Source organism: Nocardia kruczakiae NBRC 101016 (genome assembly GCF_001612965.1).
Lineage (GTDB): Bacteria > Actinomycetota > Actinomycetes > Mycobacteriales > Mycobacteriaceae > Nocardia > Nocardia kruczakiae.
Genome location: NZ_BDBL01000078.1, coordinates 1 through 14,319, shown reverse-complemented (window position 1 = coordinate 14,319; position 14,319 = coordinate 1). Strand labels below are relative to the sequence as shown.

Below are 14,319 nucleotides of genomic sequence, written 5' to 3'. Positions count from 1 at the left end.
CAGCAATCTAGCGGGAAACTTCCCGTTCGATCGGTTGGGCAACTTTTACAGCTTAGCTCAGCCAGAAGCTCCCGACCAAATCGGGGTTCCTCCTACCGAACCAGTGTGATTGTCAGGCGCTCCTCGTCCGACCTCGTTGTCCCGGGCCTTTCGGCTCCGGGTCGGTGTCCGTGTCGCTCTGACCTGGAATAAGTTACGTGCCAACCGCATTCGAAGTCAAATCGCCTGGTCATCCGGTCTAACGACGCACATCGGATGCGATCGCAACGGCTTTCACAACATCGGTTCCGAAATGCCGGAAGCCGGCCCGCCGTGGGTGCGGGACCGGCTTCCGATCGCAATTCGGGATACGCGTCGGGATACGCGACGAATTCGGCTGCGGGTCAGCCGTTGCAGCGGGAGACCGAGATGACCGCGGGTCCGGAGCCGTCCGAACTCAGGGTCGGCGGATGTCCGGGGCCGAGGGCGGCGATCGCATTGCGCTCGGCGTCTTGGAGGGTAGCCCCGGTACCACCGGTGTGGATGTCGTCGCGCCGGGCGATGGCACCACACCCGTCGACGAAGCGCACGATGGTCGCGCACCCCTGCTCACCGTGCGAGGAGCACTGCTCCAGGGCGCCCGCGTCGGCCGTCGCCTGATCGGGTGCATTGAGGGCGATGCCGATGGTCCAGCCGTTGTCGTCCGCGTCGGAGATGGCCATCGCACCGTAGTAGTGGCCGTCCGGCCCGCGCTCCGCGGCGGCCGAACCGCTGCCGGCGACGACGAAGACCGCGGACGAAGCCGCGACGAACCCCAGGGCAATCTTGCCCATTGAGAACATTCCTGTTTCCCCTATCGAAGGCTTCCGGATGAAGCCAACCGAAAAGAATGCGTTCCACAACCGGGGATGTCCAGCCCTGAGACCCGAAAGCGCTTGCGGGACGGCGAAATAGGGGAAATACGACCGAAAACCGCTATGTTCGGCCGGATCGGTCGTCGCCGAGCTCGATCCGCCATAACGCGACCGTCCCGCACCGAATGCGTGCGCAGATGCCGCAGAACGCCGGTAGCCGGCCCGCCCGAAGGCGGACCGGCTACCGGTTCGAAAGGTGTTGCCGGGAGGCAGGACTCAGAAGTCCATGCCGCCCATGCCACCGGTCGGATCGCCGGCGGGAGCGGCGTTCTTCTCCGGCTTGTCGGCCACGACGGCCTCGGTGGTGAGGAACAGCGCGGCGATCGACGCGGCGTTCTGCAGCGCCGAGCGGGTGACCTTGACCGGGTCGGCGACACCGGCGGCCAGCAGGTCCTCGTACTCGCCGGAGTCGGCGTTGAGGCCCTGGCCGGTCGGCAGGTTGGCGACCTTCTCGGCGACCACGCCGGGCTCGAGGCCGGCGTTGAAGGCGATCTGCTTCAGCGGCGCGGCCAGCGCCACCTTCACGATGTTCGCACCGGTGGCCTCGTCACCGGTCAGCTTCAGGTCGTCCAGCGCCGGGCCGGCCTGCAGCAGCGCCACACCACCACCGGGGACGATGCCCTCTTCGACGGCGGCCTTGGCGTTGCGCACCGCGTCCTCGATGCGGTGCTTGCGCTCCTTGAGCTCCACCTCGGTGGCGGCGCCGGCCTTGATCACCGCAACACCGCCGGCCAGCTTGGCCAGGCGCTCCTGCAGCTTCTCACGGTCGTAATCCGAGTCCGAGTTCTCGATCTCGGTGCGGATCTGGGCGACGCGACCCGCGATGGCGTCGGCATCACCGGCGCCGTCGACGATGGTGGTCTCGTCCTTGGTCACCACGACCTTGCGGGCGGTGCCCAGCAGGTCGACGGTGGCGGTCTCCAGGTTCAGGCCGACCTCTTCGCTGATGACCTCACCACCGGTCAGGATGGCGATGTCGGCCAGCTGCGCCTTGCGGCGGTCGCCGAAGCCCGGGGCCTTGACGGCGACGGACTTGAAGGTGCCGCGGATCTTGTTCACGACCAGGGTCGACAGGGCCTCGCCCTCGACGTCCTCGGCGATGATCAGCAGCGGCTTACCGGCCTGGATGACCTTCTCCAGCAGCGGCAGCAGGTCCTTGACGGTCGAGACCTTCGAACCGACGAGCAGGATGTACGGGTCCTCGAGGACCGCTTCCTGACGCTCGGCGTCGGTGACGAAGTAGCCCGAGATGTAGCCCTTGTCGAAGCGCATACCCTCGGTCAGCTCCAGCTGGAGGCCGAAGGTGTTGCTCTCCTCGACGGTGATGACGCCTTCCTTGCCGACCTTGTCCATGGCCTCGGCGATCAGCTCACCGATGGAGGCGTCGCCGGCGGAGATGGCCGCGGTGGCAGCGATCTGCTCCTTGGTCTCGACCTCCTTGGCGGTGTCGAGCAGCTTGGCGGTGACGGCCTCGACGGCCTTCTCGATGCCGCGCTTCAGGCCCAGCGGGTTCGCACCGGCCGCGACGTTGCGCAGACCCTCGCGCACCAGCGCCTGGGCGAGCACGGTCGCGGTGGTGGTGCCGTCACCGGCGACATCGTCGGTCTTCTTGGCGACCTCTTTGACCAGCTCGGCGCCGATCTTCTCGTAGGGGTCCTCCAGCTCGATCTCCTTGGCGATGGACACACCATCGTTGGTGATCGTGGGGGCGCCCCACTTCTTCTCCAGGACAACGTTGCGACCCTTGGGGCCCAGCGTCACCTTGACCGCGTCGGCGAGGCTGTTCAGTCCCCGCTCGAGACCGCGACGGGCCTCTTCGTCGTACGCAATTGTCTTGGCCATTGCGTTGAGATCCTCCACATGTATATGGGGCTGACACACAGAGCGACCGCAGGTTGGATCGCCCCATTACGCTGGCCAGGTACGGTGCCCGCGACGGACGACCGAGGGTGTCTGGGAACCCGGTCTCACCTGCCCGACCTAGCACTCACTGGTCGAGAGTGCCAGGACCTTTCTAGCACTCGTCGGTACCGAGTGCAAGGTTACGGATCCGATGGCCGCATCGTTCGCCATCGGCGATATCGGCTGGACGTCGCGGTATCCGGGTCGGCGCGCTCACGTATCGTCGGTGACTCTCAGCGCCAGGGCGACGAAGGCGTCGGTGCGCCGCTCCTCCGGACTGCGCGGCTCGCCGCGTTCCACGGTCACCTGCTCGGCGTCGTGAAGCAGCAGTTCCGCCTCGATTCTCATGATCGCCCGGATGAACGGGGGCGCCACCTCGGGCGGCAGATCGCCGTTGACGATGTAGCTGCCGTCCGGGCCGTCCTCGGTTTCGACATAGGACAGCGCGCGCAGCAGGTCTGCGCGTAGTTCCCCCGCGATCAGGTCGGAATCCGATCCATCCGCCATAGCAATATCGTATCCGGACCACCGATCACCTCATCAGCCCCACAACTACACAGCTGTATCGGCGAGTGGTCATCTTCGCCGCGAAAGCCTCGGATCCGGGGCGCGGCCTGGGCGGATCGGCGAAACCGGCGAACCGGTCCGACGCGACGAATCGTGTCGGACCCGTTTCCGGCAACCGCGCCGGCGTGCCGGATCCGGATGCCGGCGAGCACCGATCAGGCAATCGGCGCGGCCGGCGGCTGCGGCGGAGCGGGCGGGCTCGGCGGAGTGGGCGGCGCCGGCGGGGTAGGTGGCGTGGGTGCGGCCGGCGGCTGCGGCGCGTCCACCGGATTCGGCGGCATGAACTGCGCGAGCTGGGCGACGAGATCGCGTTCGATATCGGCCTTGGTCAAGCCCAGCCCCGACAGCACACCGCGTCCGTCCTCCTGCTCGAGCAGCGCGAGCAGCAGATGTTCGGTGCCGATGTAGTTGTGACCGAGCCGGAGCGCTTCCCGGAAGGTCAACTCCAGCGTCTTGCGGGCGGTCGCGGTGTACGGGATGAGGGCGGGGACCTCGTCCACCGCCGTCGGCAGCGCCGCCGTCGCGACCCGGCGCACCGCGTCCAGCGAGACCCCCTTGGCGACGATGGCATGCGCCGCCAGGGCGCCCGGCTCGCTGAGCAGTCCGAGCACCAGGTGTTCGGGCTGGATCTCCGGATTGCCCGCGCGCCGGGCCTCCTCCATGGACGCCATCACGACATTGCGCGCACGGGGCGTGAAGCGTGCGAACCCGGCATTCGGATCCATCGCGGGATCACCCGACTTCGGCACGAAACGCTTCTGCGCGGCCTGTTTGGAGACGCCCATGCTCTGGCCGATATCGGTCCAGGAGGCGCCCGAACGGCGGGCCTGGTCGACGAAGTGGCCGATCAGGTGATCGGCCACTTCGCTCATGTGCCCGGCGACGACCACGGCGTCGGAGAGTTGTTCCAGGACGTCGTCGGGCCGGGCGAGTTTGATGCCCTCGATCAGATCGTCGAGGCGGATACGTTCTGTCATGCGTCAACTTTAGGTTGACTCACATCTCTCGGTCAACCATAAGTTGACGGTTGGTCATGGGTGTGCCTGCATCGCCGCGCCGCGCACGATCATCTCCTTCACCATCGCCGCCGGGCGGCCGGTCAGGGCGCGCGGGGTGGGGGCGTCGTCGGCGCGGACGAACTGCACCACCGCGTCGCGACGCCCGAGGCTGATGCATTGCAGGACGTAGCGGAAACGCAGATCGTCCGGCTCCGCCCCGCGCATCCGGGCCAGTGCCGACCGCGCGGCATGGGTCCCGGTCGGCAGCGCCGTCGCACAGGCCATCCGCAGTTCGCGGCCGCCTGGTCCGGCGATCGCGGCGCAGTCGCCGGCGGCGTAGATGTGCGGATCGGAGGTGCGCAGCGTGGCGTCCACCACGACCCGGCCGCGCGCATCGACGGCCAAGCCGGCGCGGGCGGCGAGATCACTGGTGGTGAAACCCGTTGTCCACAAGACGGTTTCGGCCTCGATGCGTCCACCATCGGCGAGCCGCAGGCCGTCCGCCGCGACCTCGACCACCTTGGCGCCCGCGTGCACCTCGACGCCGAGCCGCTCCAGGGTGGCGGCGATATGCCGCTGCGCGCGCTCGGAGAGCCAGAAGCCGGGCCTTTCCGAACTCACCAGCGCCACCGACAATTCCGGATGCGATTCGGCGAGTTCGGCCGCGGTCTCGACACCGGTCGCCCCGGCGCCGACCACCGCGACGCGGCCGCGCAGCGGCGGCAGCGCGGCGATGTCCTCCAGGGTCGCCACCGGATGGGCGTGATTCCGCACGCCGGCAACGCTGTCGACATCCGCGGCACTGCCGAGCGTGTACACCAGCGTGTCGTAACCCAGCACCGAACCGTCGGACAGCGAAACCTCCTGTGCCGCAGTATCTATCGCCGCGACCCAGCCGCGGACGAAGTGGGCACCCTTGCGTTCCAGCATGGTTCGCAGATCCCGGCGCGCGATCGTCTGCCCGGCGGCGAGCTGATGCAGTCGCACCCGCTCGACCATTTCCGCACGGCTGTCGACGACCGTGATCTGCGCGCCGCGGGACTTGCAGAGTCTGCCCGCCGCGGCCAGGCCGGCATAGCCGGCACCCAGCACGAGGATTCGATGGGATGCGGTGTGATGTGCGCTCATGGGGTGACTCCTTCTCGAGGCCGACACCCTTCAGACCGGACAGCCCGCCGATCCCTGACAACGATCGCCCGTGTTCCGTGTCACTACCCCAGGCGTTCTGCCTCCGCCGGTGCCGGAAAGCGACCGAAGTACGCGAGTTTGTCGGGATTGACCAGGATCCGGATCGCCGAGATCCGCTCGTCGGTCACGTCGGCGGCGCCGATCAACAGCAACTCGCCGTGGACGCGGGCCACGGCGGCGGGTGCGCCGTTGACCTCCTCGATGCTCAGTTCGAGATCCTCGACCTCGCGATGGAACAGGCCGGCCAGATAGCGCGCCACCCGCCCCGCCCCGACGACGGGCCGGCGAGCCGCGCTCATCTTGCCGCCACCGTCGGCGACCGACACGATATCGGCGGTGAACATCTGTTCCAGGGCGGCGATATCGCCCGCCCGGGCGGCGACGAGGAAACGCTGGAACAGTTCCCGGGCCCGCGCGGGTTCGGCGTCGAACCGGGCGTGTTCGCTACGGACGTGCAGGCGGGCGCGGCGATACAGCTGCTGCGAATTCGCCTCGGACAGTTCGAGCATGTCGGCGATCTCGCGATGGGAGTAACCGAACGCCTCACGCAGGACGAAAACGGCCCGTTCGGCGGGCGACAACCGTTCCAGCAGCGTCAACACCGCCAGCGAGACCAGTTCCCGCTGCTCCGCGGATTCCATCGGACCGAGCTCGCCCCCGCCGGTGGGCACCGGCTCCGGCAGCCACGGGCCGACATAGGTTTCGCGGCGTGTGCGCGCGGACTCCAGCCAGCTCCGGCACAGATTCACCACGACCGTGGTCAGCCATGCCTCGGCGGACCGGATCCCGGCACGCTCGGTGGCCTCCCAGCGCAGATAGGTCTCCTGGACGGCGTCCTCGGCCTCACTCGCCGAGCCGAGCATGCGATAGGCGAGTGCGAACAGGCGGGAACGATGGCGTTGGAATTCGGCCAGCCCCGTATCGTCCATCCGCTGCGCCCTCCAGTGCAGGCCCGGTAGTCGGGGGCGAGATTACTCGCCGCCGGCACCCGGGTCGCGTTTCGGCCAGGTGATGTGCGGCAGGGTGATGTGCGGACGCGCAGACTCGCTGGTCGGCGGCGCCGCCGGACTCGGCGAGGTATTGCGGCGCAGGCCCGAGCCGTCGTCGGAGGGCGCCGGAGTCGCGGTGGCCGAACTCGTGGGCGCGGCACAGCAGGTCTTCCCCTCGTCGTGGGCACAGGCCGCGACGGCGAGGGCAAGGGCGAGGGCGGCCGACGACAACGCGGCGACGACGAATTTCTTCACGAGATCTCCCCGGCTCGAGCGCCGCATCTGCCGCGGCGCATGCGAACACGCTGCGGCACAGCACTTGCCGATCTCGTATGGATCACCTAAAAGCCCAGCACACGCTGGGCGCGGGTGTTATTCCGTGACCATTCCGATGGCGACCGCGACCGGCTTGTCGGCCTCACTCTTGGACAGGCACACCAGCTTCGCGGTCCCCAGCGCCACATTCGGACTGCCGTCGAACTTCGAGCCCGGGTTCTCCGCGAGAATGCGGTCCATCAGGGACTTCTCACCCTCGATATCGAGTTTGCGGAACTCGTCGCAGGTGGTCGACGAGGCCGGGCCCAGGCCGGAATTCTCCGAATGCGCGGTGGTACCGGGCGCCTCGGTCGGCGGCGCCGGTGCGGGTGTCGTCGACGACGCGGGGGCGGGGGCCGAGGTCGCGACGGCCGAACCGTTTCTGCGCAGGCCGTTGGCATCGGTGGACGAATGGTCGTCGCCGCAGCCGGTGAGGGCGACGGTCAACGCGCCCAGGGCGACGGCCGTCACGGTCAGTCGTTTCATCTCGTGCGTAACCCCCGAGTGGTCCGGCAACGCCGAATCTCCTCCGGCGCGCGCCGGATGCCTCCGGCGCGGCTCGCAGCGTACCGGCCACATCGGCGATTGAAAACCCCGGCCTTACCGTGGAGTTCGGATCGAATTGCGGCCCTTACGATTCGGCGGCAGCGTTGCCCGAGCCACGTCCGGAGGCCGCCTCCAGCGGCAACCGGACGATGAATCGGGTATCGCCCGGCGTGGACTCGACCCGGATATCGCCGCCGTGTTTGTTCACCACGATGCGGAACGAGATGTCGAGGCCCAGCCCGGTGCCCTCACCGACGGGTTTCGTGGTGAAGAAGGGCTCGAAGATCCGATCCCGCAACGCTTCCGGAACACCCGGGCCGGTATCGCCGATCTCCACTGCGGCACAGTCGTTTTCGCGATAGGTCCGCACCGTGAGCGTGCCGGATCCGTCCATCGCGGCCACCGCGTTGTCGATGAGGTTGGTCCACACCTGGTTCAGTTCCGCTGCGTAGCAAGGAACTTCGGGCAGCGTCCGGTCGTACTCCTTGACCACGGAGATGTCGTCGCCGATCTTGCGGGCCAGCATCACCAGCGTGCTGTCGAGCAGTTCACGGATGTCGACCACCTGGAACGGCGCCCGATCCATCTGCGAATACTGCTTGGCCGCATGCACGAGCGAGGAGATACGCCCGGTCGAATCGGTGATCTCGTTCATCAGCAGTTCGGTTTCGACGGTGTAGTTCAACCACCGGATCGCACCTTCGAACACTCCGTCGTCGCAGTGTTCGAGAGTGCCCGCGACCTTCTCCAGCCAATCGATGTCGAAGCCGGCCTGGACGAAATTCGGGGCCAGATCCCATCCGTTGGCGATGTTGTGATCGGCGAGCCAGTCGCCGAGTTCGTCCTCGCGGTCGGCGGCCTCCATCGCGGTCAGGGTCGGCGCCTTGGCCACCTGGGTGGCCGCCTCCTCCTGGAGCTGCACCAGCGCCTCGAGCGCGGCGGAGTCGAACTTGCCGTGCGCCATCATCTTCAGCTTGTGCCGCATACCGGCGACCCGATCCCGCAGCGAGGAGGTGGCCCGCACCGCGGCCGCCGCGGGATTGTTCAACTCGTGGGTGAGTCCGGCCGACAGCGAACCCAAGGCCAGCAGTCGCTCCCGCCGGCCGATGATCTCGTTGGTATTGCGGTTGCCGAAGAACACGCCCTCCAGCAGATGCAGGGCCATCGGGAACCATTCCTGCATCATCCGGGCGAAGGTCCCCGCGTCCAGGACGAAGAATTTCGACGGCTTGGTCACCGTCAGCGAGCCGGTGTAGTTCTGGTCGGCCCGTTCCCCCATATACGCCGTCCACGCGCCGGCATACGAGCCGCGGTGATCGGTGCGAACGAGTTCGAGATCCTCGCCCGCGGACAGTTTCGACAGCACCACCTCACCGTCCATCAGGACGTAGAAGCAGGTCGCGGGCTCGCCCTCGCGATAGACCGGCCCCGGCTCGAAGTATTCGACCCGGCCCTCCCGGCAGAGCCAGGCCAGTTGCTCGTCGTCGAGCTTCTCGAACAGGAACAGGGTGCGCAATTCCGCCGGATCACACAGGGTCCGGGAGCCGGTGACGGTACGGCCGCTGTCGCTCACGGCGCCGTTCTGATCGCTGTCGCTCACGGCGCCGTTCTGATCGCTGTCGCTCACGGTGCGCCTCCTATTGTTTCGCGAGGTATCGGTGGACCAGCATGACCGCCATCGCGCCCTCACCGACCGCGGATGCGACCCGCTTCGCCGATTCGGAACGCACATCGCCGGCGACGAAGACGCCCGGGATGCTGGTTTCGAGATGATGGGGCGGACGGGGCAGTTCCCAGCCCGCCGGCCGGGACCCGTCGACCATCAAGTCCGGTCCGGCCAGGACGTAGCCGAATTCGTCGCGGACGACCAGTCCGTCCAGCCACTCCGTTTCGGGCGCCGCGCCGATGAACAGGAACAGCCGTTCGGCGTCGACCTTGTCCTCGGCGCCGGTCGCGTTGTTGCGCAACACGATTCGCTCCAGGTGATCGCTGCCGTCGGCGGCCACCACCTCGGTGTTGGTGTGCACCTTGATATTCGGGACGGCCTCGATCTGCTGAATCAAGTAGTGCGACATCGACTGCTCCAGCGAACTGCCCCGCACCAGGATGTGCACCGTGCAGGCGTGCCGGGACAGGAATACCGCCGCCTGCCCGGCCGAATTCGCCCCGCCGACGATGTAGACCTCGCGCTCGGCGCAGTCGGCCGCCTCGGTCATCGCCGAGCCGTAGTAGACGCCGCGGCCGGTGAAATCGTCCACTCCGGGGGCGGGGTGGTGGCGGTAGTTGACGCCGGTGGCGATCAGCACGGAGTGGGCGCTGACGCAGGAGCCGTCGGAGAAGAGCACCCGCCGCGCGGAACCACACGCCTCGAGACCGACCACTTCCCGGGCGGTGATCAGTTCGGCGCCGAATTTCACCGCCTGCCGCCGCGCGCGATCGGCCAGCTGGGCGCCCGAAAGCCCGTCGGGGAAGCCCAGATAGTTCTCGATGCGGGAACTCTGCCCGGCCTGCCCGCCGGTCGCGGTCCGCTCCACCAGCACCGTGCGCAAGCCCTCGGAGGCGCCGTACACGGCCGCACCGAGCCCGGCGGGGCCGCCACCGACCACGATCAGGTCGTAGAACTCACCGCTCGGATCGGTGCTCAGGCCCACGCAGCCGGCGAGTTCGCTGTCCGACGGGGACAGCAGCACGTTGCCGCTCGGATCGATCACCACCGGGCACTGCTCGGCGTCTGCCCCGGCGGCCTCGAGCAGGCGTTGACCCTCCGGATCGTCGGCCAGATACCAGCGATACGGCAGCTGATTGCGGGCCAGGAATTCGCGCACCTCGGAACTGCGAGCCGACCAGCGGTGCCCGATCACCTTCGTCTCGTGCACCGGGCGGCGGTCGTCGCCGCGCCACGATTCCAGCAGCGCGTCGACCACCGGATACAACTTCTCCTCCGGCGGATCCCACGGTTTGAGCAGATAATGGTCGAGGTCGACCACATTGATGGCGTCGATAGCGGCATTGGTGTCGGCATACGCGGTGAGCAGCACCCGGCGCGCATAGGGGTGCAGGTCGATCGCGTGCTCCAGGAATTGGATGCCGTCCATTCCCGGCATTCGATAATCGGCGATCAGTACCGCGACCGGCTGGCCGCGCAATTTCAGTTCGCGCAGGACATCCAGTGCCGAGGCACCGGATTCCGCGCGCATGATGCGATAGTCGGCTCCGTACCGCCGCCGCAGGTCGCGCACCACGGCCCGGGAGACGCCGGGGTCGTCGTCGACACTGAGAATTACCGGTTTGACGGCAGCTGGTGAAGTCACATCGAAAAGTATGAGCGCCCGGCGGGCGCATTGCCCAGAATGTTCGCTACGGGCACCACATCGATCACACCAGGCGGTGTTCGACGAGGTCGAGTTCGCTCGGCGTCAGCAAACGTTCGAGCCTTTCCTCCCGCTCGGCCAGGTTGCGGCGCGATCGCCGGCCGGGGTTGCGAAAGGCCGCGGCCAGCGGCCCGGATTCCGAATCGGGAAGTAACGGAACCGATTCCGCCTGCCGGCGATGGAGGATGGTTCGAATATTCACGGCCGATCACCTCACAGGGACGTAGAAGCGGGCGCTCCGGTCTGTTGCTTCGTTGCCTGCCGTAGTTGTCTATCCGCCATTGTGCGTCGCTCATTACGGCCGGCGGAACGGATCACATCAGAATGTGACCTAGTTGATCTTCAACGGAAAAGTGGCCTCCCTCACAGGGTCGCGCGTCCGGTTGCCACGTCTAGGATTACCGTTACCGACCGTCATAACCACGCCCGTCACGATCTCGGAGGCAGCGTTGCCGAACACCCTGGAAGCCACCATCGACATCTCCGCCACGCCGGACAAGGTGTGGGCGGTCGTCTCCGATCTGGGACGGATGCCGGAATTCAGCCCCACCACGCTGAAGATGATTCCGCTGGGCACGCCCCGCGCCGGCACGTGGACGGTGAACCTCAACAAGGTCGGCCGCAAGTACTACCCGACCACCTCGCGCATCGTGCGGTACGAGCCCAATCAGGCCTTCGCGTTCCGGATGAACGAGAACGCCACGGTGTGGAGCTACACCCTCGAACCCACCGCTGGGGGCACCCGCGTGACCGAGCGTCGCGACGTTCCGAACGGGGTGCGCAAACCGGTCCGGGTGATGATCGACGCATTGCTCGGCGGCGAGCAGCAGTTCGAGGCCGATCTGATCGCGGGGATGAACGAAACCCTCGGCAAGATCAAGGTCGCGGCCGAGCGCTGATTCGGCGCGCCCGCGAGCGGGGCCGGGCTCGGCCGCGTAGTTTGCCCGGTATGCGACGGGTTGCGAGCGTAATGGCGGTGCTCGCGGGGACCACCGTGCTGCTGAGTGGTTGTGGCAGTTCGGATTCGGGGACCTCGCGCGAGGTGACGGTGGTCGGCACCGGTCAGGTGCGCGGAGCGCCGGACACCCTGAACGCGGACGTGGGTGTCGAAGTCACCGCACCCGATGTGTCCACCGCCATCGCGAACGCGAACGGCAAGGCGAGGGCGATCACCGACGCGATGGTGAACGCGGGCGCGAAACGCGAGGACATCCGCACGACCGATGTGTCGGTGCAGCCGCAGTACGGTCCCGACCACAACGTCACCGGTTACACCGCGACCAACACCGTGCACGTCGTGGTCCGCGATCTGCCCAAGGCCTCGGCCGTGCTGTCGGCGGCGGTGCAGGCCGGCGGTAACGACACCCGTATCCGCAGCGTCTCGTTCGCGCTCGACGACAATTCGAAACTGCTCGCCGACGCGCGAGCCGGCGCCTTCGCCGACGCCAAGGCCCGCGCCGACCAGTACGCGGTGCTGTCGGGCCTGAAGTTGAAGGACGTGAAGACCATCAACGAGACCAGCAGCGGGGAATCGACTCCGCCGCAGGCCAAGGCCCAATTCGCCAGTCCCGACGTACCTTTGGAGCCCGGTCAGCAGACGGTGACCTTCACCGTGACGGTCACCTGGACCATGGGCTGACGCGCGCCGGCCGGACGCCTACTGCCAGTTGGGCAGTTTCGCCACCTGCGCGGCGTAGGACAGGCCCGCGCCGAAGGCGACCAGCAGCGCCGCCGCACCGGGTTTGCTCTCACCCGAACGCAGCATCGCCTCCATGGCCAGCGGAACCGAGGCGGCCGAGGTGTTGCCGGTCTCCTCGATGTCGTTGGCCAGTGCGCAATTGGCCGACAGCTTCAGCTCACGCGCCATGATCTCGATGATGCGGCCGTTGGCCTGATGCGGAACCATCGCGTCGATATCGCCGGGGGTCAGGCCCGCGCGCTCTATCGCGTCCAGGCAGACCTTCTTCAGCGAATGGGCGGCCCAGCGGAAGACCGCGGTGCCCTCCATCGCCAGATACGGGCGGACCGCGTCGGTGCCCTTCTCGTCGATCTCCCGGAAGAACTCCATCCAGTCCTTGTCCTGACGGATGGCGTGATGCTGTTCGCCGTCGGAACCCCAGACGGTCGGGCCGATACCGGGTTCGTCGGACGGACCCACGATCACCGCGCCGGCGCCGTCGGCGAACAGGAAGGCGGTGCCGCGGTCGGCCGGGTTGAACGTGTCCGTGAGCCGCTCGACGCCGATCACCAGCACATGGCCCGCGGTGCCGCCCTTGACCAGATCCGAGGCCACGCCCAGCGCATGACAGAAGCCCGCGCACCCGGCGGAGATATCGAATGCGGCCGGATTGTTCATCCCGAGCTCGGTGGCGATCTGCGGCGCGGCCGCCGGAGTGAGCAACAGCCAGGTCGAGGTCGCGACGATGACGCAGTCGACCTGCTCGGCGGTGATCCCCGCGGCCGCGATGGCATCGCGCGCCGCGGCGGCGCTCATGGCGATGATGGTTTCGGATTCGGAGGCGAACCGACGGGTGCGGATGCCCGAGCGGGTGCGAATCCATTCGTCGCTGGACTCGATCGGTCCGGCGACTTCGTCGTTGGTCACGACCCGGGCGGGGCGGTACACACCGAGCCCGAGCATCGCCGTGTGCTCCACCCCGGTGACTTGGGCGAGTCGAGCAGCCATCGCGCATCTCCTATGTACCTGCCGGCGGGCCGGAGAACCGGAAGACGGTTCCGGTCCGGGCGCCACCCGCGTATCGAACATTCCTTCATCGGGCCCCGGGGCCGACGCGCTCGTGGTTGGTGAACCGACGGTGTGACCGACGAGTCCATGCTTTACGAACGCGTAGACATGAGGCCCCCTCATATTAGTAGGAATGCTAATCCCCAGGGTGGGTATTGTCACAATCGATTCGTGCAGAACCGGCTCGCAGACTGGTTCCGATACCGAACCGTGGCGAGGCGGATACAGCAATTTCCGGCGAGTTTCCCTGGAGGACATGATGCTCGGTCTCGGAATCATCGGTTGGATCATCATCGGCGGCCTGGCGGGCTGGATCGCCAGCAAGATCATGGGCACCGACGCCCAGCAGGGCATTCTGCTCAATATCGTCGTGGGCGTGGTCGGCGGCCTGATCGGCGGCTTCATCCTGCGACTGTTCGGCGTCGACGTGCACAGCGGCGGATTCCTGTTCAGCTTCCTCACTTGCCTGGCGGGAGCGGTGATCCTGCTGTGGCTGGTGCGACTGGCCACGGGACGCAAAGCCGCTCACTGAGCCGCCCGCGGCGGCGGGTGCGCCCGATCGGGGCCACGCCACGGTGATGCGGTGTCCCGTAAGGTGTGAGCGCGGTCCCGCATGCTCTGCGGACCGACTGTCATCCGCGCACGAAAGAGGAGTCCGTGGCCCGCCGCCCCACCCCGCCCGGTACGCCCGAACGTACCGGGCTCGGTCATGTCGCCGACCTGGTCAAAGCAGCGATTCCGCCGCTGCATCCCGCCGGCCTGCCCTTCGTGGCCGCGCCGCTGGCGGTGGCGGTCCTCGGCGGG

The 14,319-nt window shown here is 67.5% G+C and carries 15 protein-coding genes and 1 pseudogene; 4 read left to right on the top strand and 12 right to left on the bottom strand.

From position 1 onward, the window contains the following. Positions 1–383: 383 nt before the first annotated feature. From NK1_RS32780 to NK1_RS32730, 11 genes are all read right to left on the bottom strand, one after another. The gene (locus NK1_RS32780) at positions 384–812 is read right to left on the bottom strand and encodes a DUF4189 domain-containing protein (protein WP_063015055.1); all 429 of its coding nucleotides are present in this window, start codon (positions 810–812) and stop codon (positions 384–386) included. A gap of 297 nt (positions 813–1,109) precedes the next feature. After that, complete coding sequence (groL, locus tag NK1_RS32775; protein ID WP_063015059.1) at positions 1,110–2,735, bottom strand: chaperonin GroEL; 1,626 nt, start codon at positions 2,733–2,735, stop codon at positions 1,110–1,112. 273 nt (positions 2,736–3,008) lie between these two features. Then, positions 3,009–3,302 (bottom strand): hypothetical protein, encoded by a 294-nt coding sequence (locus NK1_RS32770; RefSeq protein WP_030516558.1) that lies wholly within the window; start codon positions 3,300–3,302, stop codon positions 3,009–3,011. 215 nt (positions 3,303–3,517) lie between these two features. Beyond that, positions 3,518–4,339 carry a Clp protease N-terminal domain-containing protein gene (locus tag NK1_RS32765; protein WP_084461848.1) on the bottom strand — a complete coding sequence of 274 codons (822 nt, stop codon included), beginning with the start codon at positions 4,337–4,339 and terminating at the stop codon, positions 3,518–3,520. A 54-nt stretch (positions 4,340–4,393) separates the two neighbouring features. Then, on the bottom strand, positions 4,394–5,488 hold the full coding sequence (locus NK1_RS32760; RefSeq protein WP_063015053.1) for an NAD(P)/FAD-dependent oxidoreductase: 1,095 nt from the start codon (positions 5,486–5,488) through the stop codon (positions 4,394–4,396). A gap of 83 nt (positions 5,489–5,571) precedes the next feature. Next, on the bottom strand, positions 5,572–6,477 hold the full coding sequence (locus NK1_RS32755) for an RNA polymerase sigma-70 factor (protein ID WP_063015051.1): 906 nt from the start codon (positions 6,475–6,477) through the stop codon (positions 5,572–5,574). Between the two features lie 42 nt (positions 6,478–6,519). Then, complete coding sequence (locus tag NK1_RS32750; RefSeq protein ID WP_157104562.1) at positions 6,520–6,792, bottom strand: hypothetical protein; 273 nt, start codon at positions 6,790–6,792, stop codon at positions 6,520–6,522. 117 nt (positions 6,793–6,909) lie between these two features. Then, the gene (locus NK1_RS32745; protein ID WP_063015048.1) at positions 6,910–7,338 is read right to left on the bottom strand and encodes a hypothetical protein; all 429 of its coding nucleotides are present in this window, start codon (positions 7,336–7,338) and stop codon (positions 6,910–6,912) included. A gap of 145 nt (positions 7,339–7,483) precedes the next feature. After that, positions 7,484–8,971 carry an ATP-binding protein gene (locus tag NK1_RS32740; RefSeq protein ID WP_063015057.1) on the bottom strand — a complete coding sequence of 496 codons (1,488 nt, stop codon included), beginning with the start codon at positions 8,969–8,971 and terminating at the stop codon, positions 7,484–7,486. Between the two features lie 64 nt (positions 8,972–9,035). Beyond that, the gene (locus tag NK1_RS32735) at positions 9,036–10,709 is read right to left on the bottom strand and encodes an NAD(P)/FAD-dependent oxidoreductase (RefSeq protein ID WP_063001100.1); all 1,674 of its coding nucleotides are present in this window, start codon (positions 10,707–10,709) and stop codon (positions 9,036–9,038) included. A 64-nt stretch (positions 10,710–10,773) separates the two neighbouring features. Further along, positions 10,774–10,971, bottom strand: coding sequence for a hypothetical protein (locus tag NK1_RS32730; protein WP_063015046.1), 198 nt, complete (start codon positions 10,969–10,971; stop codon positions 10,774–10,776). A 247-nt stretch (positions 10,972–11,218) separates the two neighbouring features. On the opposite strand from NK1_RS32730, the gene NK1_RS32725 reads away from it, so the two are divergent. Continuing rightward, on the top strand, positions 11,219–11,668 hold the full coding sequence (locus NK1_RS32725) for an SRPBCC family protein (protein WP_063015044.1): 450 nt from the start codon (positions 11,219–11,221) through the stop codon (positions 11,666–11,668). Positions 11,669–11,718: 50 nt separating this feature from the next. Further along, positions 11,719–12,408 carry an SIMPL domain-containing protein gene (locus NK1_RS32720; RefSeq protein ID WP_063015042.1) on the top strand — a complete coding sequence of 230 codons (690 nt, stop codon included), beginning with the start codon at positions 11,719–11,721 and terminating at the stop codon, positions 12,406–12,408. A gap of 18 nt (positions 12,409–12,426) precedes the next feature. On the opposite strand, the gene NK1_RS32715 is transcribed toward NK1_RS32720, so the two are convergent. Beyond that, complete coding sequence (locus NK1_RS32715) at positions 12,427–13,455, bottom strand: beta-ketoacyl-ACP synthase III (protein WP_063015040.1); 1,029 nt, start codon at positions 13,453–13,455, stop codon at positions 12,427–12,429. Positions 13,456–13,774: 319 nt separating this feature from the next. Here NK1_RS32715 and NK1_RS32710 point away from each other — a divergent pair, with 319 nt between their 5' ends. Together NK1_RS32710 and NK1_RS32705 are read left to right on the top strand one after the other, a co-directional pair. Continuing rightward, the gene (locus tag NK1_RS32710; RefSeq protein WP_063001292.1) at positions 13,775–14,047 is read left to right on the top strand and encodes a GlsB/YeaQ/YmgE family stress response membrane protein; all 273 of its coding nucleotides are present in this window, start codon (positions 13,775–13,777) and stop codon (positions 14,045–14,047) included. A gap of 125 nt (positions 14,048–14,172) precedes the next feature. Continuing rightward, positions 14,173–14,319: pseudogene (locus tag NK1_RS32705) on the top strand (phosphatidylserine decarboxylase family protein); the annotation flags it as partial.